The sequence below is a fragment of the Roseateles sp. GW821-FHT09G09 genome, assembly GCF_059415965.1.
In genome coordinates this window covers 246,235-267,675 of sequence record NZ_JBWKOG010000008.1, presented here as the reverse complement: position 1 = coordinate 267,675, position 21,441 = coordinate 246,235, and the positions used below count along the sequence as shown (strand labels likewise).

Below are 21,441 nucleotides of genomic sequence, written 5' to 3'. Positions count from 1 at the left end.
ACGACACTTGCTCGCGTCGACGCGCGTTCTCGTCGTTCCTGGAGGTCACCGTGAAGAAGATCTTGTCCGTGTTGTCCGTCGCTGCGCTCGCGGCATCCGCCCTCGGCGCACAGGCGCAAGGCGCACAACCCGCGCTGGCCGCGAAGACCGCGTCGGCCGCGCAGGACACGCCCGCCTACGGCGCCCGCCTGGAGGGCTTCGACTACCCGCATCCGCAGCAGCGCTTCAAGCTGACCTCGCAGCGGCAGGCGCTGGAGATGGTCTACATGGACGTCGCGCCCAAGGGGCAGCCCAACGGCCGGACCGCGGTGCTGCTGCACGGCAAGAACTTCTGCGGCGCGACCTGGGAGCAGACGATCGAGGTGCTCACCGGCGCGGGTTATCGCGTCATCGCGCCGGACCAGATCGGCTTCTGCGCGTCGAGCAAGCCGACGGGCTACCAGTTCAGCTTCAACCAGCTCGCCGCCAACACGCAGGCGCTGCTGCAATCGCTGGGCATCGCGAAGGCGACGGTCATCGGGCACTCGATGGGCGGCATGCTCGCGATGCGCTTCGCGCTTGCGTATCCGACGCAGGTCGAGCAACTCGTCGTCGTGAATCCGCTGGGCCTGGAGGACTGGCAGGCCGCCGGCGTGCCTCACGCGACCATCGACCAGCTCTACGCGCAGGAGTTGAAGACGACCGCGGAGTCCATCAAGGCCTACCAGCTGCGCTTCTATTACAACGGCCAGTGGAAGCCGGCCTACGACCGTTGGGTGCGCATGTCCGCCGGTCAGTACGCGGGACCGGGCCGCGAGTTGGTCGCCTGGAACCAGGCGCAGACGTCGGAGATGATCTTCACGCAGCCGGTGGTGCAGGAACTGCCGCGGCTGCAGGTGCGCACGCTGCTGATGATCGGCGGCAAGGACCGCACCGCGCCCGGCGCGGTCCGCGCGCCGAAGGAGATCGCGGAGAAGCTCGGCGACTACGCGACGCTCGGTCGCTCGACGGCGAGGATGATTCCGGGCGCGTCGCTGATCGAGTTCCCGGCGCTGGGGCACTCGCCGCAGGTCGAATCGCCGAAGGAATTCCACGAGGCGCTGCTCAAGGGCTTGAGCGCGCGGTGAGCGCACGGCGGGCGCGGCGTGCGCATGGAGCGGATCGGTCGCAGCAAGACCGCTCGGCGGGCGGCTTCAACCCACCGCCAGATTGCTCGGCACCGTCTTCAACGCGGGCGCGTGCGCCTTCTTCCGGAACAGCTGCGCCGGGCGGTGGCTGCCGCCGCTGGTGAACGCGCCGGGGATCTCCTCGATCACGTCGAGCTCCTCGATGCGGCGGCGGAAGCCGCGCTTGTCGAGTTCGGCATCGAGCACCTGCTCGTAGGTGCGTTGCAGTTCGCCGAGCGTGAACTCGGCCGGCATCAGGTGCACCGGCAGCGACGAGTACAGGGTCTTGGACCGCACGCGCTCCACCGCCGTGCGCAGGATCTGCGCGTGGTCGAAGGGCAGGGAGCGCAGGCTGTCGACGGCTGCCCAGCGGAAGCGCTCGCCGCCTGGCGCGCCGGGGCCGGCAGCGGACTCGACGTCGCCGGGGACGACCGCGTAGTAACTCACCGACAGCGACCAGCCGCGCGAATCGCGGTGCATGCCCGAGAAGGTCCTGAGCTGCTCCAGGTACGGCGAGACCAGCCCGGCCTTGTCGCGCAGGATGCGCGCGGCCGCGTCGTCGGCGTCCTGGTCCGTGTCGGTGTGCACCCAGCCGCCCGGCAGCGTCCACGCGCCGACCGCGGGCGCCTTGTCCCGCTGCGCCAGACCGGCGTGCAGCACGCCGTCGCGCAGCGTCAGCAGGACGATGTCGACGGTGACGATGGGGCGTTCGAAGTCCACGCGCTTGTTCTTCTTAGTGCGGAAAGGCACGAATTATGAGCGGCAAGGATTCGGGCCGTCAAACCGCCGGTCCGAACGCATCCTGGAACCAATGGAACGCCGTGCTACAGCTCGTTGCACCCCCGCACGTCGTGCGGACGGCGACTTAGTGCAAACAAGCACGAAGTGGGTTATGCTGGCGCCACGACATGACAAAGACGGAATCGGAGTTCTCATGACCCCTCGCACCCAGCCTCTCCAACTGCTGATCGTCGACCCGCAGAACGACTTCTGCGACATCCCCGGCGCAACGCTGCCCGTCACCGGCGCGGACGCGGACATGAAGCGCCTGGCCGCGCTGGTGGACCAGGCGGGCGGCGCGATCGAGGACATCGTCGTGACGCTGGACTCGCATGCGGTCTACGCGATCGAGCGGCCGGCGTTCTGGGAGCAGCCTGGCCTCGGGGGCGATGGCGTTGAAGGCGTTGAAGGCGCATCGCAGCCGATCGCGCCGGTTGCGCCGTTCACGCAGATCAAGGCCGAGGACGTCCGCGCCGGTCGCTTCGCCCCGCGCGACGCCGCGCTGCGCGAGCAGGTGCTGGCGTATCTCGACGCCCTCGAGGCCAGTCCGAAGAAGTACATCCTGATGGTGTGGCCGACGCACTGCGTCGTCGGCACCTGGGGCCACAACGTTCACGCCGAGCTCGCCGCCGCGCTGGGCCGCTGGGAAGCCGCGCGGCTGCGCACGGTGGAGAAGGTCCTCAAGGGCCAGAACCCGATGACCGAACAGTACAGTGCCGTGCGTGCCGAGGTGCCGATCGCCGCGGACCCGCGCACGCAGACCAACCGCGCGCTGGTCGACCGCATCGTCGACTTCCCGGGACTCACCTTCATCGCCGGGGAAGCCAGCAGCCATTGCGTGGCGGCGACGGCCGAGGACCTCTTCGCGGACATGAGCGCCGAGCGGCTCGCCCGCGTCGTGCTGATCGAGGACGCGATGAGTCCGGTCGGCGGCTTCGAGGCCGGCGCGACGGCCTTCGCCGACCGCGCCCGCGCGCTCGGCGTGCGGACGATGACCGCGGCGCAGGCGCTCGGCCTGCTGTCGGCCTGATCGGAGCGAGATCATGATCGACACCCCCGTCGTCCCCGTCATCCGCTCGCTGCTGGAGACCGACCTCTACAAGTTCACCATGTGGCAGACGCTGCTGCATGCGTTTCCCGCCAACGACGCGGAGTACCGCTTCGTCTGCCGCAACACGCCGGCCTTCCCGCTGGCCGAGCTCAGCGACGCGGTCAACCGCGAGCTGGACCACCTCTGCACGCTGCGCTTCAGCGAGGAGGAGCTCACCTACCTCGGCGGTCTGCGCTTCATGAAGTCGGACTTCATCGACTTCCTGCGGATCTTCCGCTTCCAGCGCCGGTTCATCGAGGCGCGGCCGGGTGAGGGCGCGGAGGCCGGTCAACTGGTGATCGTCGCCAAGGGACCGCAGGTCCACGTGATGGCGTTCGAGATCTTCGTGCTCGCCATCGTGAACGAGCTGTACTTCCGCCGCCTCTGCGCGGGCCGCGAAGACGAGGTCCTGGCCGAAGGCCGCGCCCGGCTCGCCGCCAAGACCGAGCGGCTGCGGGACTACGCCGCCGCCGTGCCCGGCACGCTGGGCGAAGCGGCGTATCCCTTCGAGTTCTTCGACTTCGGCCTGCGCCGCCGCTTCTCCGGTGACTGGCATGACGAGGTGGTCGCCACGTTGAAGCGCGAGATCCCGTCGGTCTTCAAGGGCACGTCCAACGTCGAGCTGGCGCGTCGTCACGGCCTGATCCCCATCGGCACGATGGCGCACGAGTACCTGCAGACCTACCAGGCGGTCTGCGTGCAGCTGCGGCTGTCGCAGAAGGCCGCGCTCGAAGGCTGGGTGCAGGAGTACCGCGGCGACCTCGGCATCGCGCTGACCGACGTGATCGGCATGGAGGCGTTCCTCGCCGACTTCGACCTCTACTTCGCCAAGCTCTTCGACGGCCTGCGGCACGACAGCGGCGATCCGGTGGTCTGGGGCGAGAAGGCGCTGGCGCATTACGCGAAGCTGCGCATCGATCCGATCACCAAGCGCCTGGTCTTCAGCGATGGGTTGAACTGCGACGAGGCCTTCCGCCTGCACACGCACTTCGCGCGGCGCGTGCCGGTGGGCTTCGGCATCGGGACCTATCTGAGCAACGACCTCGGGCCGAAGCCGCTGAACATCGTCATGAAGCTGGTCCGGTGCAACGGGCAGTCGGTGGCGAAGCTCTCGGATGCGCCCGGCAAGACGCTGTGTGAGGACCAGACCTTCCTCGACTATCTGCGGCAGGTGTTCCGCGTCGGCACCCAATGAATGAACGGAGCGAAGTCATGCTCAAGATCACCCTGGCCCAGATCAATCCGACGATCGGCGACCTCGACGGCAACCTGGCCTTGCACCTGGACGCCGCCCGGCAGGCGCGCCACGACGGCGCGGACCTGGTCGTCTTCCCTGAACTCTCGCTGACCGGCTACTACCCGGCCGACCTGCTCGACGACGAGGACTTCCGCCAACGTCTCGACCGCGCGATGACCGCGCTGCTCGCGGCGACGCGCGAGGTGGGATCGCTGTACTGGGTCGTCGGCGCACCGACGCGCAACCCGGGCGCCGGCAAGGCCTTCCGCAACTCGCTGCTGGTGATCCGCGACGGTGAGGTGCTGCTGGACTATCACAAGCAGCTGCTGCCGACCTACAACATCTTCGACGAGCGCCGCCACTTCGAGCCCGGTCCCGACGTCGCCCGCGTGCTGCGCATAGTCGGCACCCAGGTCGGTTTCATGATCTGCGAGGACGGCTGGAACGACGACGGCAAGGACTACGCGGTCAATCCCTTCCAGCGCCTGGCGGACGCCGCGCCCGACCTCATCGTCTCGATCAACGCGAGTCCGAGCAACGTCGGCAAGCGCGAGCAGCGCCATGCGGTGTTCCGCGCCGCGTGCTGGCGGCACCGGCTGCCGCTGGTGTTCGTGAACCAGATCGGCGGCCATGACCAGCTGGTCTACGACGGCGCCTCGTTCGCCATCGAGCCGGAACCCGGCGTGGTCTTCGAGGCCGAGCGCTTCGAATCGCACATCGTCACGCTGCGCTTCGAGACGGATCGCGGCCTCTTCTCGTCGCGCGACGGCGGTCCGCTGCCGCCGGCGAGCGCGGGCCTCGACACGATGGCGTTCTACCGCAAGCAGATCGTGCTCGGCCTGCGCGACTACGCGCGGCGCTGCGGCTTCGATCGCGTCGTCGTCGGCGCCTCCGGCGGCATCGACTCGGCGCTGACCCTCGCCCTCGCGGTGGAGGCGCTCGGCGCGGACCAGGTCGCGGCGATCACGATGCCATCGCGTTTCTCGTCGTCCGGCAGCGTGGACGATTCCAAGGCGTTGTGCGACGCGCTCGGCATCCCGCTGGACGTCTGCCCAATCGAGGACATCGTCCGGCAGGTCGGCGACACGATGGCGACGAGCACGCTGGCGCTGCGGCCGTCCGGTCTCGCGCTGGAGAACCTGCAGGCGCGCGTGCGCGGCACCGTGCTGATGACCGTGTCCAACGCGCAGGGCCACCTGCTGCTGACGACGGGCAACAAGAGCGAGATCGCCGTCGGCTACTGCACGCTCTACGGCGACACCAACGGCGGCCTGGGCCTGATCGGCGACCTCTACAAGACGGAGGTCTTCGCGCTCAGCCGGCACATCAACGACGTGGCGGGCCGGGAGATCATCCCGGCGGCGATCCTCGACAAGCCGCCGAGCGCCGAGCTCGCGCCCGACCAGCGCGACACCGACAGCCTGCCGCCCTACGAGGTGCTGGACGAGGTGCTGAAGGTGCTGATCGAGGGCGAGCGCCTCGCCGACGACGAACGCACGGCCGCCGAGGCCGCGGTCGCGGCGCTGCGCCGGAGCGACGAAGGTCAGGCGCTGATCGCCAGGATCAAGGGCATGATCGCCCGCAACGAATACAAGCGCCGCCAGGCGCCGCCCATCGTGCGGCTGCGGGCGCGCGCCTTCGGCAGCGGCCGGCAGTTGCCGATCGCGGCCAGGCACTATTGAACCGGGCCGGCCTCGGGCCCGAATCGGGCCGGCGTCTGGCTTGAATCGGGCCTGAACCTGGCCTGAACAGCGCCCGCGCTCGAATCGACATGGAATGCAACAGGAAGGATAGGCATGACTCGCAAGACCGTCGCCGTCGTTGTCGGCCGCTGGCAACTGGTGCACCTCGGCCAGGAGGCGCTGTTCCAGGCCGCCTTCGGCCTCGCCGACGAGGTGATCGCGGTGCTGGGGTCCTCGTACAAGGCGCGCGATCCGCGCAACCCCTTCGTGCATGACGAGCGCCGCCAGATGCTGCTGGCCAACCTCACAGCGGAGCAGCAGCAGCGGCTGCACGTGCTGCCGGTGCGCGACTACTTCGACGACAAGCGCTGGAACGCCGCCGTGACGATGGGCGTGCGCGCCATCGCCGGCGAGGACGCCGACATCGTGCTGGTCGGTCACCAGAAGGACCACACGAGCTACTACCTGAACAACTTCCCGCGCTGGCGGCAGCAACTGGTGGAGCGGCTCGCCGATGTCGACGCGACGGCGATGCGGCAGGTGTTCTTCGAGGCCGACGATCCGGACGCCGCGCTGACGGTGATGACGCCTTACGTCAGCGCGCCGGTGCGGGCCTGGCTGCAGGCCTGGAGCCGCCTGCCGGAGTACCGCCGGCGCAAGGCCGAACACGCCGCCATCGCGAGCTATCGCAAGAAGTACACCGCGGTCGCCTACATGACGGGCGACGCGGTGGTGACGGTCGGTGACCACGTGCTGCTGGTGCGCCGCAAGGGGCCGTTCGGCGAGGACCTCTGGGCGGTGCCGGGCGGTCACCTGGAACGCGGCGAGAGGCTGGTCGCCTGCGCCATCCGCGAGCTGATCGAGGAGACGCGTTTCCCGCTGCTGCCCGCCTCGATCCTGGCGGCGCTGCACGGCGTCGAGACCTTCGAGGATCCCTTGCGCAGCGCGCGCGGTCGCTTGATCACGATGGCGCACCACTTCAAGTTCGGCGAGATGGGCACGCTGCCCGAGGTCCTCGGCAGCGACGACGTCAAGGAGGCGCGCTGGTTCCACCGCGACGAGCTGGCGGCGATGGAGTCACAGTTGTTCGAGGACCACTTCGTGATCATCGATCACTTCCTGAACATCATTGAATGCTGACCGACGCGGCCCCGATCGGGGTGCGTCGCTAGGCGCAAACCGGAGCCATAGCAGCGCTATGGCGAGGATTTGCAACAACGCGAGGCGCCCCGAGCGGGGTCGCGTCGGCTATAGCGGCAAGCCGACGTAGTTTTCAGCGAGGGATCGCTGAGCGGCCTCGGAGCCGAGGACGTAGTCCAGTTCGGCGGCCTGGAGCTTCGCCTGGAAGGCGGGTTCCTGGTCGAAGTTGTGCATCAGGCTGGTCAGCCACCAGGAGAAGCGTTCGGCCTTCCACACGCGGGCGAGACAGCGCGCGGAGTAGTGGTCCAGGCCGGCGTCGCTGCGCTCGCGGTAGTGCTCGATCAGCGCCTGCGACAGGTAGCGCACGTCCGAGGCCGCGAGGTTGAGCCCCTTCGCGCCGGTCGGCGGCACGATGTGCGCCGCGTCGCCCGCGAGGAACAGCCGGCCGAAGCGCATCGGCTCCGCCACGAAGCTGCGCAGCGGCGCGATGCTCTTCTCCAGCGACGGGCCGGTGACCAGCGACGCCGCGGCTCCGGGGTCGAGCCGCCTGCGCAGCTCGTCCCAGAAGCGCGCATCGCTCCAGTCCTCGACGCGATCGGTCGACGGCACCTGCAGGTAGTAGCGGCTGCGCGTCGCCGACCGCATGCTGCATAGGCTGAAGCCGCGCGCATGGCGGCTGTAGATCAGCTCGTCGGAGACGGGCGGCGTGTCGCTCAGCAGGCCCAGCCAGCCGAAGGGGTAGACCTTCTCGTACTGCTGGATCGCGTCCGGGGGCACGCTGGCCCGGCACACGCCATGGAAGCCGTCGCAGCCGGCGATGAAGTCGGCGGTGATCTCCACCGGCTCGCCGTGCACGGTGCAGTGCGCGCGCGGTGTCGTGCCGTCGAAGCCCTCGATGCGGACGTCGGCCGCCTCGTACAACGTGCTCAGGCCAGCCTCGGCGCGAGCGGCCATGAGATCGCGGGTGACCTCGGTCTGCCCGTAGACCAGCACGGTCCGACCGCCGGTGAGCGCGCGCAGGTCGATGCGATGACGGACGCCGTCGACCGCCAGATCGAAACCGTCGTGCACCAGACCCTCCGCGTGCATCCTCGCGCCGACGCCGGCTTCGTCCATCAGATCGGCCGTGCCCTGTTCGAGCACGCCGGCCCGTATCCGCGAGAGGACGCGATCAGCGCTCTGGCGTTCGACGATGACGGTGTCGATGCCGGCGCGATGCAGCAACTGGCCGAGCAGCAGCCCGGACGGTCCGGCGCCGACGATGAGCACCTGCGTGCGTGAGGTCTTCATGGGTTGGATGCCTTCAGGCCTTCGTGCCTTCTGAAGAGGCCGTGGTGTTGTCTCCGTGAGTCGGAGCCTACGGCCCGACCGTCCGGCGGAGAATGGACGACGCCGACCTGGACTTGCACAATCCGAACCCATGGATCCCGACAACACGCAGCGTCGATCGACCCGCCGTCCGTGCTCGATGCCGGTTTACGACCTCTACGGGGAAGACGGACGCTCCTCGTCGCTGGACGGCTTGCATCTGGAGTCGATCGCCGACCGCAGCCGCTTGCACAATTGGGAGATCCAGCCCCATCGCCACGGTGCGCTGGTACAGCTGCTGCTGATCGAACGCGGCCGCGTCACCGTCCGCATGGACGAGGAGGAACGCGTGCTGCGCGCCCCGGCGCTGGTCTGGGTGCCGGCGCTGGCGGTGCACGGCTTCCGCTTCGCGCCGGAGACCGAGGGGCTCGTCGTCACGCTGGACCAAAGCCGGCTGCGCGACCTGCTCGATCATCTGCCGGAACTCCTGGACAGCCTGTCCGAGCCGCGGCTGGTGGCGCTGGACCGCGGCGCGACGGTGACGCGCGCGCTGTTCGCCGTCGGCCACGGCCTGCGCGAAGACTATGCGGGGGCCGGTGCGTGGCGCGCGCCCGCGCTGGACCACGCGGTGGCCCTGCTGGCGACGCAGGCGGCGCGTCTCGGCGCCTCGGACGGGACGCGGCATGGCACGCAGCACGGGAGCACACACGCGCAGGCAGCCGGCGACGGGCGCGCGCTGCAACACCTGACCCGCTACCGCGAACAGGTCGAGCGCCACTACCGCCGCCAGCCGTCGGTCTCGGAACTGGCCGGGCCGCTGGGCATCACGCCGACGCAGCTGAACCGGCTGTGCCGCCGGCATCTGCACTGCTCGGCGCTCGCGGTGCTGCACCAGCGCGTGCTGCTCGAGGCCAAGCGCGAGCTCGGGTACACCAATCTGATGGTGCGGCAGATCGCCGACGGACTCGGCTTTGCGGACCCGGCCTACTTCACGCGTTTCTTCCTGCGGCAGACGGGGCGGTCGCCGAGCGCCTGGCGCCAGCAGGGCGGGTGAGAGTGATCCGTCCCGCGCGCCCGTAGCGCCGCGGGGCGCGCGCCGTCGTGGCGCGCGTCTTCCCCCTCACCGGAGGGGTTCAGAGTCCCAATTCGGTCAAGCCCGGATGGTCGTCCGGACGTCGCCCCTGCGGCCAGAAGAACTTGCGGTCCTCGGCCTTGATCGGCTGGTCGTTGATGCTGGCGTGGCGGTGCGTCATCAGCCCGTGCGCGTCGAACTCCCAGTTCTCGTTGCCGTGGCTGCGGAACCAGTTGCCGGCGTCGTCGTGCCACTCGTAGACGAAGCGCACCGCGATGCGGTTGCCTTCGAAGGCCCAGAGCTCCTTGATCAGGCGGTAGTCCAGCTCACGCGCCCACTTGCGCTCCAGCAAAGCTTGCGCCTCGGCGCGGCCGCGCGGGAACTCGGCCCGGTTGCGCCACTGCGTGTCCGGGCTGTAGGCCAGCACGATGCGCGCCGGGTCGCGGCTGTTCCAGCCGTCTTCGGCCAGGCGGATCTTCTGGATCGCGGTCTCGCGAGTGAACGGGGGCAGGGGCGGGCGGGTGTCCATGGTCGAGGTCCTTTCGTCGAAGGCGGGAAAGTCGGTAGAGATCGGGCAGTCGATCGATCAGCGGATGGGAAAGCCGACCGGCGCATGTAGACAGGTCTGTCTACGCGGTCCGATTCTGGCGGATGTAGACAGGTCTGTCTACAATGATCGGATGGACGACACCAACGGCAGCGTGGACATCGGCGAGCTGCCCGCCCGCGAACGCATCCTGCGCACCGCCCACGACCTGTTCTATGCCGAGGGCATCCGCGCGACCGGCATCGACCGGGTGATCGCGGCCTCGGGCGTCACGAAGGTCACCTTCTACCGGCACTTCCCGAGCAAGAACGACCTGATCCTGGCCTACCTCGACCTGCGGCACGGACGCTGGATGGACTGGTTCACCGGCGCGCTGCAGCGCCACGGCGGCGCGGCAAAGAGCGCGGGCGCTGGCGCGCTCGTGCCGGCGATGGCCGAGTGGTTCGGCGGTCAGGCGCTCGGGGAGTTCCGCGGTTGCGCCTTCCTCAACGGCGTCGGCGAGATGGGAACCAGCCTGCCCGAAGTCGTCGCGGTCACCCGTCGCCACAAGCAGGACATGACCGACGCGATCGCGGCGCTGCTGCCCGCGTCGCGGCAACGCAAGAAGATCGCCGCCGCGCTGTCCGTAGCGGTCGACGGCGCGATCGTGCAGGCGCAGTACGCGGAGGATCCCGCGCCGGTCCTGAAGAGCCTGCAGATGGTGGTGGGGCTGGTGGCCAACAGCGGCGCCTGAGCCGGCGCCGCCTGAACCCGGCGTCGCTTGACCCGGCGTCGCCCACCCGGTGTCGCCTGATCCGGCGTCGACGTGCGGGTCTCGCCCCGCCCGCCGCACTTCGAGGGGAAACGCGGAAGCGGCCATGCAGGCCGGCGCCTACGCTCGTTCGGCCGCGGGTGTCACCAGCTGTCGAGGGGCGCGCCGCGTCGGACAACTCAAGCTCGAAGGAGACCCCGATGGACCGACGTTCCCTGCTCAATACATCGGCCGTGATGGCCGCCGGCGCCGTGGCTGGCTGCGCGCTGCCCGGCCAGGCTGTTTCGACGTCCGCGACGGCGAAGACGCCGTTCGACGTCCCCCAGACGACGATCCCCATCGTCGGCAGCGACCAGCGTTTCCCGGTGCGTCGCATCTACTGCATCGGCCGCAACTACGCGGCGCATGCGCGCGAGATGGGCAGCGACCCCACGCGTGAGCCGCCGTTCTTCTTCCAGAAGCCGGCCGACGCGATCCAGAACGTGGCGCCGGGCACCGTCGCCGATCACCCGTACCCGACGCTGACGAAGAACTACCACTACGAATGCGAGCTGGTGGCGGCGCTGAACACGGGCGGCCGCGACATCCCGACGGAGCGGGCGCTCGACTGCGTGTTCGGCTACGCGATCGGGCTGGACATGACGCGTCGCGACCTGCAGCGCGGCATGGGCGACCAGAAGAAGCCCTGGGAGATCGGCAAGAGCTTCGACCAGTCCGCGCCCATCGGTCCGATCCACCCGGTCGCGCGACTCGGCGGCCACCCGTCCAAGGGTGCGATCTGGCTGAAGGTCAACGGCCAGACCAAGCAGGATGCGGATCTCAGCCAGATGATCTGGAGCGTCGCCGAGCAGATCTCACAGCTGTCCCGAGCCTTCGAGCTCAAGCCCGGCGACATCATCTACAGCGGCACCCCTGAGAACGTCGGCCCGGTCGTCAAGGGTGACGTCATCGACTGCCACATCGACGGCCTTCCCAACCTGGGCATCCGCATCGTCTGACCCCACGCCCAGGCCCGCGAGCAACGAGACTCACTGGGGCCCCCCCCATGCCTCGTGGAGTGCCCGCGCTTGTCGCACCGCAGGAAGAGGGTGCTGCCTCATTCCGCAGCATTGCAAACAATTCCCTGCCACGACAAGCACTTGCGCCATCCTTGCCCGGGCAGCCAACAGACTTGTCCACAGCGCCCGTGGACAGTCTGGCGCCCCGGTGCACAACCGGTGGGCACTGTGAGCAACTGCTTGGAGGGAACGGCATTTGCCCACCGCCGCGGACGGTCGCGTCAAGGCCCTCCGATTGCCAACCGCCCACGGCTGGAGGCTGCCTTGTTTTGAAGCACGGGAAGCTTTTCCCTTGTGCAACAACGACTTGCCTCCCCCCTGCAGAGGCAGCCAACAGACTTGTCCACAGTTCACAGGGACAGTTCGGCGGTCTGGAAAACACGCGTCGGATAGCCCCTTCGGATCACTGCCTCATTTCGCGGCATTGCAACGAATTCCGTGGCGAATCAACGGCTTGCAGCATCCCTGCCCGTTCAGCCAACAGAGTTGTCCACAGAACCCGTGGACAGTGTTCAGGGGAGCGAGGCAGGGAGGGTGAGCCGGGCTTCGAGCCCCCCGCCGGTCCTGTTGTGGAGGGACAGCGTCCCTCCCATGGCGGTGGCGAGTTGCAGCGCGATCGCCAGGCCCAGGCCGGTGCCGCCGGTGTCCCGATTGCGCGAGATCTCCAGCCGGTGGAAGGGCTTGAACACCGCCTGCAACTGTTCTTCAGGAATGCCGGGACCCCGGTCCAGCACCGCGATCGTCAGGCGAGGGGTCGGGTCTTGCGGCCCTGGCGCGCCGTTGCGCGTCACCTGGATCTCGGCCTGGCCCCCGAACGCCAGCGCGTTGTCGACCAGGTTGACCAGGATGCGCTTGAGCGCCTGCGGCTGCGCCATGATCGGCGAGCCGGCCGCACCGGCGAGCGTCACCGCCTCGCCGGCGTCCTCGTAGTCGCCGACGATGCTCGCGAGCAGCGCATCGGCGTCCAGACGCGCCGGCACCTCCGAGGTGCCGTGGAGCGTGCGCGCGTAGGTCACGCCTTCCCGGACCAGCACATGCATCGCGTTCAGGTCCTGGCGGAACTTGTCACGCAGGGCCTCGTCGTTCATCAGGTCCGCGCGCAGCCGCATCCGCGTGATCGGCGTCTGCAGGTCGTGTGAGATCGCGGCCAGGATCTCCACCCGTTCCGCCGTGTAGCCGGCGATGCGCTGCTGCATCGCGTTGAAGGCGCGCGCGGCGTGGGCGACTTCGGCGGGACCTTCCTCCGGGATCAGCGTGGGCGACAGGTCCGGACCCAGGTCGTCCGCCGCGGCAGCGAGGGTCTTGAGCGGACGCGTCACCAGCCGCACCACCATCCAGCTGCACACCGCCAGCACGACGAGCTGCGCGCCCAGCACCCACATCACCCACTCGGGGATGGGCATGTCGACGCGCTGCGCGTGCACCGTCACCGCCGAGCCATCGTTGAGGCGCACCAGCAGTTGATACCGCTTGACGCCGCGCTGCACCGCGCGCTCGATGCGGAAGGGTTGCATCGCCTGCGTCAGCGCGTCGACGAAGGGACCATTGAAATCGGTCCGCTCCACCGGCCCGGCCTGCGGATCGATCTCGTCGGCGAGCGCGAAGCGGTAGTTCGGACGCTCCAGGCGCGCCAGCCAGGCGCCGCGCTCCGCCGCCGGCAGGCGATCCAGCACCGCGATGCCGGTGGCGATGTCGCGCTCGACGCCCGACATCATCAAGGTCCGCAAGGCCATCGAGCGCTCCTGTCGGATCGCGACGTAAGCCAGCGCCTGCGCGATCGCGATGCCGAACACCATCAGCCAGAACACGCGCGCGAAGAGCGTGCGGGGTCCGAAGCGGCGCTTCGTCGCCGGCGTGATCCCGGGCAGGCGTGCTTGCGCGGCGCCGGGCGCGCTGGAGGATGCGCGCGATGCGGGTGTCGTGCTCATGCGCCCTTGGCCGCCAGCGCGCGCTGGACGAAGTCCAGCCGGTCCTGGCCCCAGAACAATTCGCCGTCGATCACATAGCTCGGCGCGCCGAACAGGCTGGCGTCGATCGCGCGCTGCGTGTTGGCGTCGTACTGCGCGCCGATGTCGTCCTCGGCGGCACGCGACAGGCGCTCGGCGGCCAGTCCCTGTTCGCCGAGGAGGGCGCTCAGCGTCACGTCGTCGGCGATGTCGCGCTCCTGCTCCCAGACCGCGCGCAGCAGCGCGCCGGTCAGGCGCATCGCGGCGTCCGCGCCGTCGGCCTGGTCGACCGCGATGATCAGCCGTGCGGCCTTGTGCGGCGCGACCGGGAAGCAGGCCGGCTCGACGTTCATCGGCAGGCCCAGGTGCTGCGAGAAGCGCCGCAGCTCCAGCAGGCGATAGGCTTGACGCTGCGGGGGGCGCTGCGCCAGGGGCAGCCCGCCGGAGACGGCGAACAGCTTGATCAGGTCGATCGGGACCAGTCGCACGGTGGCGCCGGCCTCTCGCGCGATGGCGGCGAAGCGCTCGTGACCGAGGTAGGTCCAGGGGCTGATCGGGGCGAAGAAGTAATCGATGACGCGGCTCACGAGGGTCTCCAGAGCGTTGGGCGAACGGCGATCGCCAGGATCTCCGAAGCGACGGAGACACGGCGAAGGCGAAGGCGAGAAACGGCGAAGGCCAGAGGCCCTTTTACTCCCTCTCCCGCTTGCGGGAGAGGGTGGGGGTGAGGGCCAGCGGCGGTGGCAGTACTGAATCCCGCAGGCCGGTTTATAGGCCTGCGCGCCGCGCTTGTGGGCGCCTTTGTATTGGCGTGTATCCGTGTCCTGCACCGGAGACACAACATTGCCTGCCCGTACCACTGGCGGGGTCGGGGCCGGTACATTGCGCTCATCCCGTTCCGAAGCCCGCCGCACGCGCCAGGCCCAGCCTCATGCAGACGTCCACGCCCACCCAGGATCATGTGCTGATCGTCGACGACGACCGCGAGATCCGCGAGTTGCTCACCACCTACCTGACCCGCAACGGCCTGAAGGTGACGGCCGTGCCGACCGGGCGCCACATGCGCATTGCGCTGGAGACCGGCACGCCGGTGGACCTGGTGATCCTGGACCTGATGCTGCCGGGCGAGGACGGCCTGTCGCTGTGCCGCGACCTGCGCGCGGGCAAGCACAAGGCGACACCGGTGATCATGCTGACGGCGCGCGGCGACGAGGCCGATCGCATCCTCGGTCTGGAGATGGGCGCCGACGACTACCTCGCCAAGCCCTTCGCGGCGCGCGAGTTGCTGGCGCGGATCAAGTCGGTGCTGCGGCGCGCGCGGATGCTGCCGCCCAACATGCGGTCGACCGACGAGTCGCCGCGGCTGGCGTTCGGCGACTGGGTGCTCGACACGATCGAGCGTCACCTGATCGACCAGCAGGGCACGGTGGTGCCGCTCAGTGGCGCGGAGTACCGGCTGCTGCGCGTGTTCCTCGACCATCCGCAGCGGGTGCTGAGCCGCGATCAGCTGCTCAGCCTCACGCAGGGCCGCGAGGCGGAGCTCTTCGAGCGCTCGATCGATCTGCTCGTGAGCCGCATCCGGCAGCGGCTGCGCGACGACGCGCGCGAGCCGAAGTACCTCAAGACCGTCCGCAGCGAAGGCTATGTCCTGTCCATGGCTGTGGAGGGCCGCGACTGAGCGAGGCACCGGAAGGCGGCGACTCGTCGTTGCAAATGCTCGCCGTAGCGCTGCTACGGCTGTGCTTTGCGCCTAGATTCGCCACCTTCCGGCACCTCGCTCTCGATCACGAAGGCTGCTTGAGCAGCGCCTGGATCTGCGCTTCGGTCTGCTGGTACTGACCTTCGCCGAAGTGCGAGTAGACGATCTTCCCCTGCTTGTCGATGAGGTAGATCGCCGGCCAGTAGCGGTTGCTGTAGCCCTTCCACGTCTTGAAGTCGTTGTCCTGCGCGACGGCGTGGCGGATGCCCAGGCGCGCGATCGCGTCCTTCAGTCCTGCGGTGGACTTTTCCTCGTCGTACTCCGGCGAATGCACGCCGACGACCACCAGGCCCTGATCCTTGTACTTCTCGTGCCAGGCCTTCACGTAGGGCAGCTGGTTCAGGCAGTTGATGCAGGTGTAGGTCCAGAAGTCGACCAGCACGACCTTGCCGCGCAGCTCGTCGATCCTGAGCGGCGGGCTGTTGATCCAATGGTCGATGCCGGTGAAGGCGGGCGCGGGCTTGCCGGCCATGCCGGTGCCGCCGGCATTGCCGAAGAGCGAAGCCGCCGCCGCGTCCGAGGCCATCGGCGGGAGCGAGAACGCCACGGCCGCCACGGCGGAAGCGCCGGCGAGCAGCAGCGTGACGACGGAACGACGCAGGGGGGAGGGGCGGGGGATCGACGACATGGGGAATCCTTTCCAGGCTCACAGCGGCATGCTGCGATGGATCGGATTCTTCGAGGACCGGTCGATCGGCGATACGGGTTTCGTATGCCTGTGTATCCCGCCCGGGAAGGAAAGACGATCCGATGCTCAGCGCAACAGATGCAGCGTGATGTCCGTCAGCTCGCGCTTGAATCGCGCCGGATCATCCGGCAGCGTCGACACCGCCCGCATCACATGCCCGTAGGCCACCGTCTTGCTGATGCCGTTCACCAGCACCGAGAACAGCAGCGCCGGCTCGCAGCGGTGCAGCTCGCCCGCGTCCATCGCGTCGCTGAACAGCGGCAGGCAGACGTCGTGGAAGGGCCGCACGAGGGTGTCGACCAGCACGGTGAGCCGCGCGCCTTCCTCGGTCGCGGCCGTCGAGAAGAAGATGCCGATGTCCGGATGCTCGAAGACGCGGTCGATGAAGGACAGCATGCAGCGCTCGACACGCTGGCGCGGACCCAGCGAGGCATCGCCGCGCAGGTCCTTCGCCGTCTGCAGCATCGGGTCCATCAGCACCTGGATCTGCTCGACGACCGCCAGCCACAGCGCTTCCTTCGATCCGAAGTGATGCGCGATCAGCGCCGGGTCCACGGCCGCCTCGCGCGCGATCTCGCGCACGCTGGCCGCTTCGTAGCCGCGCAGCGCGAAGATCCGCCGCGCCGTGCGCAGCAAGCTGTCCGCGCCTTGCGCACAGTCCGCGCTCGGCCGCCCGCGCCTTCGCGGCGCCCCGCCAGTCTTCGGGGTCTTGTTCATCGTGCGCCCCGCCTTTGTTATATTCATCACGCGTTGAATTATTTCAGGCTTTGACGCCGATTGTCGGCAGATGAGAAAGGCGGTGTCGCATGTACAGGGATCTCGCAAGCGATCCGTCCCGGGACGGCTGGCTGCGCACAGTGGCGTGGCTGGGCAACGGCGGCGTGCCCGACGCGCCGCCCGCTCCCTCCGCGCGGCAGTTCAAGACGGCACCGACCATCCATGTGCTCGACCGCCCGACGCCTCGCACTGCGGCCATCTCCTGGTCCGACCCCGGCGCCTGCCATTACGGGTACCAGATCTGGGACATGGTGCCGTCCAAGCGCGACGGCGTGTGCGTGCTCACCGGCTCCGCCATCCGCATCGGCGAAATGATCTACACGCCGCGCGTCGACGAGCCTTCGCCCATCAACGCCGGCGAGATGATCGCGGCGGCCTACGTCGACGCGTGAGCGCCGGTCACAGCACCACGAAGAGCCCCCACACCACCACCGGCGCGATGACCGTCACCGCGACGCCGTAGAGCAGCAGCAGCCGGAAGAACCGGTCACGGTCCATGCCCTTGGCATTGGCCAGCACCAGTGCCCCGTTCGTCGAGAACGGGCTGACGTCCACGATCGTCGAGGACACCGCCATCGCCGCGATGAAGCCGATCGCCATGGACGAGTTGTCGCCCGTCAGGAACGGCACCCCCAAGGGGATCAGCGACCCCAGCACCGCCGTCGACGAGGCGAAGGCCGACACCACCGCGCCGACGAAACACAGCAGCAGCGCCGCCATCAGCGGGGACGTGAGGTTCGCGACGCTGTGCCCGACGTAGTCGATGGTGCCCATCTTCTCCATCACGCCCACGTAGGTGCTCACGCCGACGATCAGCATGATCTCCGGCCACGACACCTGGCCCAGCGCGCTCTTCTGCAGCCGCGGCTGCATCAGGCTCAGCACCAGGCCGATCGTGATCGAGACGAATCCGATGTCCAGCTTGTAGGCCAGCGTCAGCACGGCCAGCAGCAGCAGGCCCAGCGCCGTGATCACCTGGTGCGGACCTGTGTTCTGGAAGGTCTGCGTCTGAACCTGGCCGAGCATCGAGGACTTGCTGGCCGCCACGCGGCGACCTTCGCCGTAGGACGCGGCCTCCGCGTCGCCGAAGACCTGCGCGCCGCCCTGTGCGCGCGCCACCGGCGGGATGGGTGCGAGTTCGCCGTCGTCCGCGACCCGGCCGCGCCGCATCAGCTGCAGGCCGCCGAGCGCGATGAAGAGCCCCAGCGACACTGCGAAGTTGACGCCGAAGCTCGCCAGCATCGTCGTGATCTCGCTGAGCGGCAGGCCCGCCTTGGCGACGATCTTGTTGGTGATGCCGCCGTAGATGCTCATCGGCGAGAAGCCGCCCGCCTGCGCGCCGTGGATCACCATCAGGCCCATCATCAGCGGGTTGATGCCGTGCCGCGCGGCGAAGCCCAGCGCGATGGGCGCGATGATCGCGACCGCCGCGGGGCTGACCGCGCCGAACGAGGTCAGCAGCGCCGCCACCAGGAACATGATCCACGGGATCGCCGCGATGCGGCCGCGCACGGCGCGCACCGCGAGCCGCACCAGCCAGTCGATCGTGCCGTTGTTCTGCGCGAGCGCGAAGAGGTAGGTGATGCCGGCGAGCGTCAGGAACAGCTCGGCGGGGAAGCCGGCCATGATGGCCTTGGCGCTCATCCCGGCCGCCAGGGTGCCGACGAGGAAGGCGCCGACGAAGGCCAGCACGCCCATGTTGATCGGCAGCGCCGTGGCCACGATGAACATGGCCGCCAGTGGAAGGATGGATATCCAGTGAATGTTCATCGCCGTCTCCTGTTGTGACGGTCCGGCGTGTCGGACGCCGGCCGCATCGTGTCTCGATGGCACGCACGGTATCGACCGTGCGGGGGCGCTTCAATCAAGCTCGCGCGCGGACCGTTACGCGCGCCGCAACGATTGAGGGAGAACCCGTGCCGCGCGCCTCACGGCGCCCAGCGCTCGATCCACGCGATCACCCCGTCCAGCGTGCGGAACTCATCCGCGGAGCGTGCGGGAATCACAGGGTGCCGCTGCTGCCAGAGCCGCGCGAGCGCCTGGCCGCCGCCGATCTCCAGCACGCACGACGGCGCGCGCGCGGCGAGCTGATCCATGACCTCGTCCCACCGCACGGTGTGGGCGATCTGGCGGGCCAGCCCGGCGCGCGCCTGGGCGGCGTTCCACACGCGATTGGCGTCGCTGTCGAACAGCGCGAGCGTCGGGTCGCGCAGGCCGGCCGTCGATAGCGCATTGCCAAATGCCTGCGCTGCCGAGCGCATCAGCGGCGTGTGCGATGCGACGGAGACGGCCAGCCGCGTGCAGCGCGCACCGCGCGCGGCCAGCGTCGCTTCGGCGGCGTCAAGCGCGTCGTCGCCGAGCGGCCCGCCGATCACGACCGAGTCGTCGCCATTGCGGATCGCGATGCTCACGGACGTGCCGGCCAGCGCGGCCTCGATCTCCCTGGCCGCCAGGCCGGTCACGCCGCACAGACCGCCGGGGCGCTCCCGGCTCGCGTCGTCCATGAACGCGGCGCGTCGGGCGGCGAGGGCGATGGCCTCTTCCGGCGCGATCACGCCGGCCGCCGCGCACGCGGCGAGCTCGCCGACGCTATAGCCCGCCACGCCGGCGATCTCGATCGACCCCGAGGCCAGTCGCGATGAGATCTGCGACCACGCGACCAGCGCTGTCGCCGTGATCAGCACTTGTGCGTTCGCGTTCGTGCGAGCCCAGGCGGGGTCGACAAGCGCCGCCCGCCAGTCGGGAACGCCGAGTCGCGCACTCATGGACGACAGCGCGGCGTCGTCGTCCAGCCACGGCAGCATCGCGGGATGCTGGTTCCCCTGACCGCTGAAGACGACCGCGACGCTCACGGCAGTGCGAGGCGTGCGGACACCACATCGACGGCATCGAACGCGTCGACCGCATCGAACGCGTCGGCCGCATCGATCGCGCCGATCGCCCCGATCCGCCGCATCCAGCACACGGCGGCCAGCATGTCGGCGGAACCGCCGGGCGAGAGCCTGCGGGCTTCGAAGTCGGCCGCGATCGCCGTTGCGCGATCGCCGGCGTCCGGCGTCGCGGCGCCGCCCCCTTCGATGAATCCCTGTGCTGCCCGCTGCGCGAAGCGCAGCCCGGCGAGGCCGCCGCGATGCGCGAGGTTGCTGTCGTCCAGCGTCGCCATGAGATGGAAGAGCGTGTCGAGTTGTGCGTGCTCGCGCGACAGTCCGCGCCGGATGGCCGAACGCATCGCCGGAATCGCCGTCTCGAAGACGGCGGGGAAACCGTGCGCGGCCTCTTCGGACGCGCTGCGCAGGCCCAGCTGACGCGCAGCAATGCCGCCCGGCAAGGTCGAGGGTCGGGACACCCGTCGCCGGAGCGCCTCGCCCCAGCGCTCGATGAGCGTGGCGCGCAAGGCTTCCGGCGACAAACGCTGCCGTCCGCCGATGACCGCACCGGCCGACGCGCAGAGCAGACCCAGCAGGAAGATCGCGCCGCGATGCGTGTTGACGCCGCCTGTCGCCTCGAGCATCCGGGCTTCCGCCTCGATGCCGGCGCGTTCGAGTTCGGGGAACGCCGCGCCCGTCGCGCCGAGGCGGGCGATGTGGCCGAAATACGGGCGCAGCGACGAGAGGCTGCGCATGAAGGTCAGCGCATCCATGTCGCTGTGACTGCCGTTGCTGCTGAACGTGACCAGACCAGGTTTGGGCGACAAGGCCAGTTCGTCATACAACGCGATCGTGGCCGCGCGGCCGATGTCGTCGATGTTCATGCGGCCGCCTTCACGTCGCGGACGATCTCGCCGAGTGCCGTCGCGAGCCGGCTGCCGCCGATGGACTTCACCAGGATCGAGCGCACGCCGCCCGCGCGCCAGGTGAGCCATTCGCGCCAGGACACGGCGTTGTCGCCGTCGAAGACGAGTTCGCCGTCCAGCCGCAGGCCGGGGATCTCGGCACCCGCCAGCAGCGCGGCGACCTGGTCGGCCTGGTCGGCGTCGGTCACGCCGACCCACAGATCCACATCGGAATCGGTCCGCACATGGCCCATCGTCGACAGCGCCTGCCAGCCGAAGCTGCCGTAGACGCGCGGCTGGACGCCGCAGGCGAGCGCTGCGCGGCACAGCGCTTCCCACGCGGCACGGGCCGGTGCGGGCAAGAGCTTCGACACCGAGCGGGCAGCGGGGAATTCGTCGAAGAACAGCACCTCGCTCCGCGCGACGGTCACGCCGATGCGGCGAGACTCCCAGCGCAGCGGCGCCGACAGTCCCATCGCGATCCACGCCGGATCGGTGCCCGCGTCGCAGCGCTGCTGCGTCACGACCAGGGGCAGTCCGCGCGAGGCCCACAGGGTCAGGCACTCGCGCTCGACGGGGTCGCGCGCGATCGCGCGCAGACGGTCCCACGCCGCGGGCGTCAGGTGCACGAGTTGATGACGGTGAAGGCGGGCCATGGCGGAGGGCGGGTCAATGCATCACGTCGCATC

General features: G+C 69.3%; 21 protein-coding genes. 10 read left to right on the top strand and 11 right to left on the bottom strand.

Annotated elements, in window-relative coordinates:
• The first annotated feature begins 50 nt into the window (after positions 1 to 50).
• Positions 51 to 1,106: an alpha/beta fold hydrolase gene (locus AC07O8_RS22180; protein ID WP_495050098.1), complete on the top strand. Its 1,056-nt coding sequence runs from the start codon at positions 51 to 53 to the stop codon at positions 1,104 to 1,106.
• A gap of 66 nt (positions 1,107 to 1,172) precedes the next feature.
• On the opposite strand, the gene AC07O8_RS22175 is transcribed toward AC07O8_RS22180, so the two are convergent.
• Positions 1,173 to 1,895, bottom strand: a complete 723-nt coding sequence (locus AC07O8_RS22175; protein ID WP_495050097.1) for an NUDIX hydrolase — start codon at positions 1,893 to 1,895, stop codon at positions 1,173 to 1,175.
• Between the two features lie 184 nt (positions 1,896 to 2,079).
• Between AC07O8_RS22175 and AC07O8_RS22170 the strand changes: the two genes are divergently transcribed.
• From AC07O8_RS22170 to AC07O8_RS22155, 4 genes are all read left to right on the top strand, one after another.
• On the top strand, positions 2,080 to 2,955 hold the full coding sequence (locus AC07O8_RS22170; RefSeq protein WP_495050096.1) for a cysteine hydrolase family protein: 876 nt from the start codon (positions 2,080 to 2,082) through the stop codon (positions 2,953 to 2,955).
• A 13-nt stretch (positions 2,956 to 2,968) separates the two neighbouring features.
• Positions 2,969 to 4,210, top strand: coding sequence for a nicotinate phosphoribosyltransferase (pncB, locus tag AC07O8_RS22165; protein WP_495050095.1), 1,242 nt, complete (start codon positions 2,969 to 2,971; stop codon positions 4,208 to 4,210).
• A gap of 17 nt (positions 4,211 to 4,227) precedes the next feature.
• The gene (locus AC07O8_RS22160) at positions 4,228 to 5,934 is read left to right on the top strand and encodes an NAD+ synthase (protein WP_495050094.1); all 1,707 of its coding nucleotides are present in this window, start codon (positions 4,228 to 4,230) and stop codon (positions 5,932 to 5,934) included.
• Between the two features lie 114 nt (positions 5,935 to 6,048).
• A complete protein-coding gene (locus AC07O8_RS22155; RefSeq protein ID WP_495050093.1) occupies positions 6,049 to 7,074 on the top strand; it encodes an NUDIX domain-containing protein in 1,026 nt (341 codons plus the stop codon).
• Between the two features lie 108 nt (positions 7,075 to 7,182).
• Here AC07O8_RS22155 and pobA read toward each other — a convergent pair whose 3' ends face one another.
• The gene (gene pobA, locus AC07O8_RS22150; protein WP_495050092.1) at positions 7,183 to 8,364 is read right to left on the bottom strand and encodes a 4-hydroxybenzoate 3-monooxygenase; all 1,182 of its coding nucleotides are present in this window, start codon (positions 8,362 to 8,364) and stop codon (positions 7,183 to 7,185) included.
• 130 nt (positions 8,365 to 8,494) lie between these two features.
• On the opposite strand from pobA, the gene AC07O8_RS22145 reads away from it, so the two are divergent.
• A complete protein-coding gene (locus AC07O8_RS22145; RefSeq protein ID WP_495050091.1) occupies positions 8,495 to 9,436 on the top strand; it encodes a helix-turn-helix domain-containing protein in 942 nt (313 codons plus the stop codon).
• A gap of 79 nt (positions 9,437 to 9,515) precedes the next feature.
• Here AC07O8_RS22145 and AC07O8_RS22140 read toward each other — a convergent pair whose 3' ends face one another.
• Positions 9,516 to 9,983: a nuclear transport factor 2 family protein gene (locus AC07O8_RS22140; RefSeq protein ID WP_495050090.1), complete on the bottom strand. Its 468-nt coding sequence runs from the start codon at positions 9,981 to 9,983 to the stop codon at positions 9,516 to 9,518.
• A gap of 151 nt (positions 9,984 to 10,134) precedes the next feature.
• On the opposite strand from AC07O8_RS22140, the gene AC07O8_RS22135 reads away from it, so the two are divergent.
• Together AC07O8_RS22135 and AC07O8_RS22130 are read left to right on the top strand one after the other, a co-directional pair.
• Complete coding sequence (locus AC07O8_RS22135) at positions 10,135 to 10,734, top strand: TetR/AcrR family transcriptional regulator (RefSeq protein WP_495050089.1); 600 nt, start codon at positions 10,135 to 10,137, stop codon at positions 10,732 to 10,734.
• Between the two features lie 218 nt (positions 10,735 to 10,952).
• Positions 10,953 to 11,750, top strand: coding sequence for a fumarylacetoacetate hydrolase family protein (locus tag AC07O8_RS22130; RefSeq protein WP_495050088.1), 798 nt, complete (start codon positions 10,953 to 10,955; stop codon positions 11,748 to 11,750).
• A 572-nt stretch (positions 11,751 to 12,322) separates the two neighbouring features.
• On the opposite strand, the gene AC07O8_RS22125 is transcribed toward AC07O8_RS22130, so the two are convergent.
• Both AC07O8_RS22125 and AC07O8_RS22120 read right to left on the bottom strand, forming a co-directional pair.
• Positions 12,323 to 13,738 carry an ATP-binding protein gene (locus AC07O8_RS22125; RefSeq protein ID WP_495050087.1) on the bottom strand — a complete coding sequence of 472 codons (1,416 nt, stop codon included), beginning with the start codon at positions 13,736 to 13,738 and terminating at the stop codon, positions 12,323 to 12,325.
• Entirely contained in the window at positions 13,735 to 14,343 is a 609-nt protein-coding gene (locus AC07O8_RS22120; protein ID WP_495050086.1) for a 2-hydroxychromene-2-carboxylate isomerase, read from the bottom strand. Before AC07O8_RS22120 ends, AC07O8_RS22125 begins: the two co-directional genes overlap by 4 nt.
• 344 nt (positions 14,344 to 14,687) lie before the next feature.
• Between AC07O8_RS22120 and AC07O8_RS22115 the strand changes: the two genes are divergently transcribed.
• The gene (locus AC07O8_RS22115) at positions 14,688 to 15,434 is read left to right on the top strand and encodes a response regulator (RefSeq protein WP_495050085.1); all 747 of its coding nucleotides are present in this window, start codon (positions 14,688 to 14,690) and stop codon (positions 15,432 to 15,434) included.
• Positions 15,435 to 15,540: 106 nt separating this feature from the next.
• Here the strand turns inward: AC07O8_RS22115 and AC07O8_RS22110 are convergent, their stop codons facing one another.
• Together AC07O8_RS22110 and AC07O8_RS22105 are read right to left on the bottom strand one after the other, a co-directional pair.
• Entirely contained in the window at positions 15,541 to 16,143 is a 603-nt protein-coding gene (locus AC07O8_RS22110) for a thioredoxin family protein (protein WP_495050084.1), read from the bottom strand.
• A 126-nt stretch (positions 16,144 to 16,269) separates the two neighbouring features.
• A complete protein-coding gene (locus tag AC07O8_RS22105) occupies positions 16,270 to 16,920 on the bottom strand; it encodes a TetR/AcrR family transcriptional regulator (RefSeq protein WP_495050083.1) in 651 nt (216 codons plus the stop codon).
• Positions 16,921 to 17,009: 89 nt separating this feature from the next.
• Between AC07O8_RS22105 and AC07O8_RS22100 the strand changes: the two genes are divergently transcribed.
• Positions 17,010 to 17,372, top strand: coding sequence for a DUF3331 domain-containing protein (locus tag AC07O8_RS22100; RefSeq protein WP_495050082.1), 363 nt, complete (start codon positions 17,010 to 17,012; stop codon positions 17,370 to 17,372).
• 7 nt (positions 17,373 to 17,379) lie between these two features.
• Here the strand turns inward: AC07O8_RS22100 and AC07O8_RS22095 are convergent, their stop codons facing one another.
• The 4 genes from AC07O8_RS22095 to mdcG form a co-directional block, all read right to left on the bottom strand.
• The gene (locus AC07O8_RS22095) at positions 17,380 to 18,750 is read right to left on the bottom strand and encodes an SLC13 family permease (RefSeq protein WP_495050081.1); all 1,371 of its coding nucleotides are present in this window, start codon (positions 18,748 to 18,750) and stop codon (positions 17,380 to 17,382) included.
• Between the two features lie 158 nt (positions 18,751 to 18,908).
• A complete protein-coding gene (locus AC07O8_RS22090) occupies positions 18,909 to 19,832 on the bottom strand; it encodes an ACP S-malonyltransferase (protein WP_495050080.1) in 924 nt (307 codons plus the stop codon).
• Positions 19,829 to 20,731, bottom strand: coding sequence for a triphosphoribosyl-dephospho-CoA synthase MdcB (gene mdcB, locus AC07O8_RS22085; RefSeq protein ID WP_495050079.1), 903 nt, complete (start codon positions 20,729 to 20,731; stop codon positions 19,829 to 19,831). The genes AC07O8_RS22090 and mdcB overlap by 4 nt, the downstream gene beginning before the upstream one ends.
• The gene (gene mdcG / locus AC07O8_RS22080) at positions 20,728 to 21,408 is read right to left on the bottom strand and encodes a malonate decarboxylase holo-[acyl-carrier-protein] synthase (RefSeq protein WP_495050078.1); all 681 of its coding nucleotides are present in this window, start codon (positions 21,406 to 21,408) and stop codon (positions 20,728 to 20,730) included. Before mdcG ends, mdcB begins: the two co-directional genes overlap by 4 nt.
• Between the last annotated feature and the right edge of the window lie 33 nt (positions 21,409 to 21,441).

Bases quoted from the DNA above. Each gene is read 5' to 3' on its own strand.
- AC07O8_RS22170 (WP_495050096.1), top strand. From the start codon at position 2,080: ATGACCCCTCGCACCCAGCCTCTCCAACTGCTGATCGTCGACCCGCAG.
- pncB (WP_495050095.1), top strand. From the start codon at position 2,969: ATGATCGACACCCCCGTCGTCCCCGTCATCCGCTCGCTGCTGGAGACC.
- AC07O8_RS22160 (WP_495050094.1), top strand. From the start codon at position 4,228: ATGCTCAAGATCACCCTGGCCCAGATCAATCCGACGATCGGCGACCTC.
- AC07O8_RS22155 (WP_495050093.1), top strand. From the start codon at position 6,049: ATGACTCGCAAGACCGTCGCCGTCGTTGTCGGCCGCTGGCAACTGGTG.
- pobA (WP_495050092.1), bottom strand. From the start codon at position 8,364: ATGAAGACCTCACGCACGCAGGTGCTCATCGTCGGCGCCGGACCGTCC.
- AC07O8_RS22145 (WP_495050091.1), top strand. From the start codon at position 8,495: ATGGATCCCGACAACACGCAGCGTCGATCGACCCGCCGTCCGTGCTCG.
- AC07O8_RS22140 (WP_495050090.1), bottom strand. From the start codon at position 9,983: ATGGACACCCGCCCGCCCCTGCCCCCGTTCACTCGCGAGACCGCGATC.
- AC07O8_RS22135 (WP_495050089.1), top strand. From the start codon at position 10,135: ATGGACGACACCAACGGCAGCGTGGACATCGGCGAGCTGCCCGCCCGC.
- AC07O8_RS22130 (WP_495050088.1), top strand. From the start codon at position 10,953: ATGGACCGACGTTCCCTGCTCAATACATCGGCCGTGATGGCCGCCGGC.
- AC07O8_RS22125 (WP_495050087.1), bottom strand. From the start codon at position 13,738: ATGAGCACGACACCCGCATCGCGCGCATCCTCCAGCGCGCCCGGCGCC.
- AC07O8_RS22115 (WP_495050085.1), top strand. From the start codon at position 14,688: ATGCAGACGTCCACGCCCACCCAGGATCATGTGCTGATCGTCGACGAC.
- AC07O8_RS22110 (WP_495050084.1), bottom strand. From the start codon at position 16,143: ATGTCGTCGATCCCCCGCCCCTCCCCCCTGCGTCGTTCCGTCGTCACG.
- AC07O8_RS22105 (WP_495050083.1), bottom strand. From the start codon at position 16,920: ATGAACAAGACCCCGAAGACTGGCGGGGCGCCGCGAAGGCGCGGGCGG.
- AC07O8_RS22100 (WP_495050082.1), top strand. From the start codon at position 17,010: ATGTACAGGGATCTCGCAAGCGATCCGTCCCGGGACGGCTGGCTGCGC.
- AC07O8_RS22095 (WP_495050081.1), bottom strand. From the start codon at position 18,750: ATGAACATTCACTGGATATCCATCCTTCCACTGGCGGCCATGTTCATC.
- mdcB (WP_495050079.1), bottom strand. From the start codon at position 20,731: ATGAACATCGACGACATCGGCCGCGCGGCCACGATCGCGTTGTATGAC.
- mdcG (WP_495050078.1), bottom strand. From the start codon at position 21,408: ATGGCCCGCCTTCACCGTCATCAACTCGTGCACCTGACGCCCGCGGCG.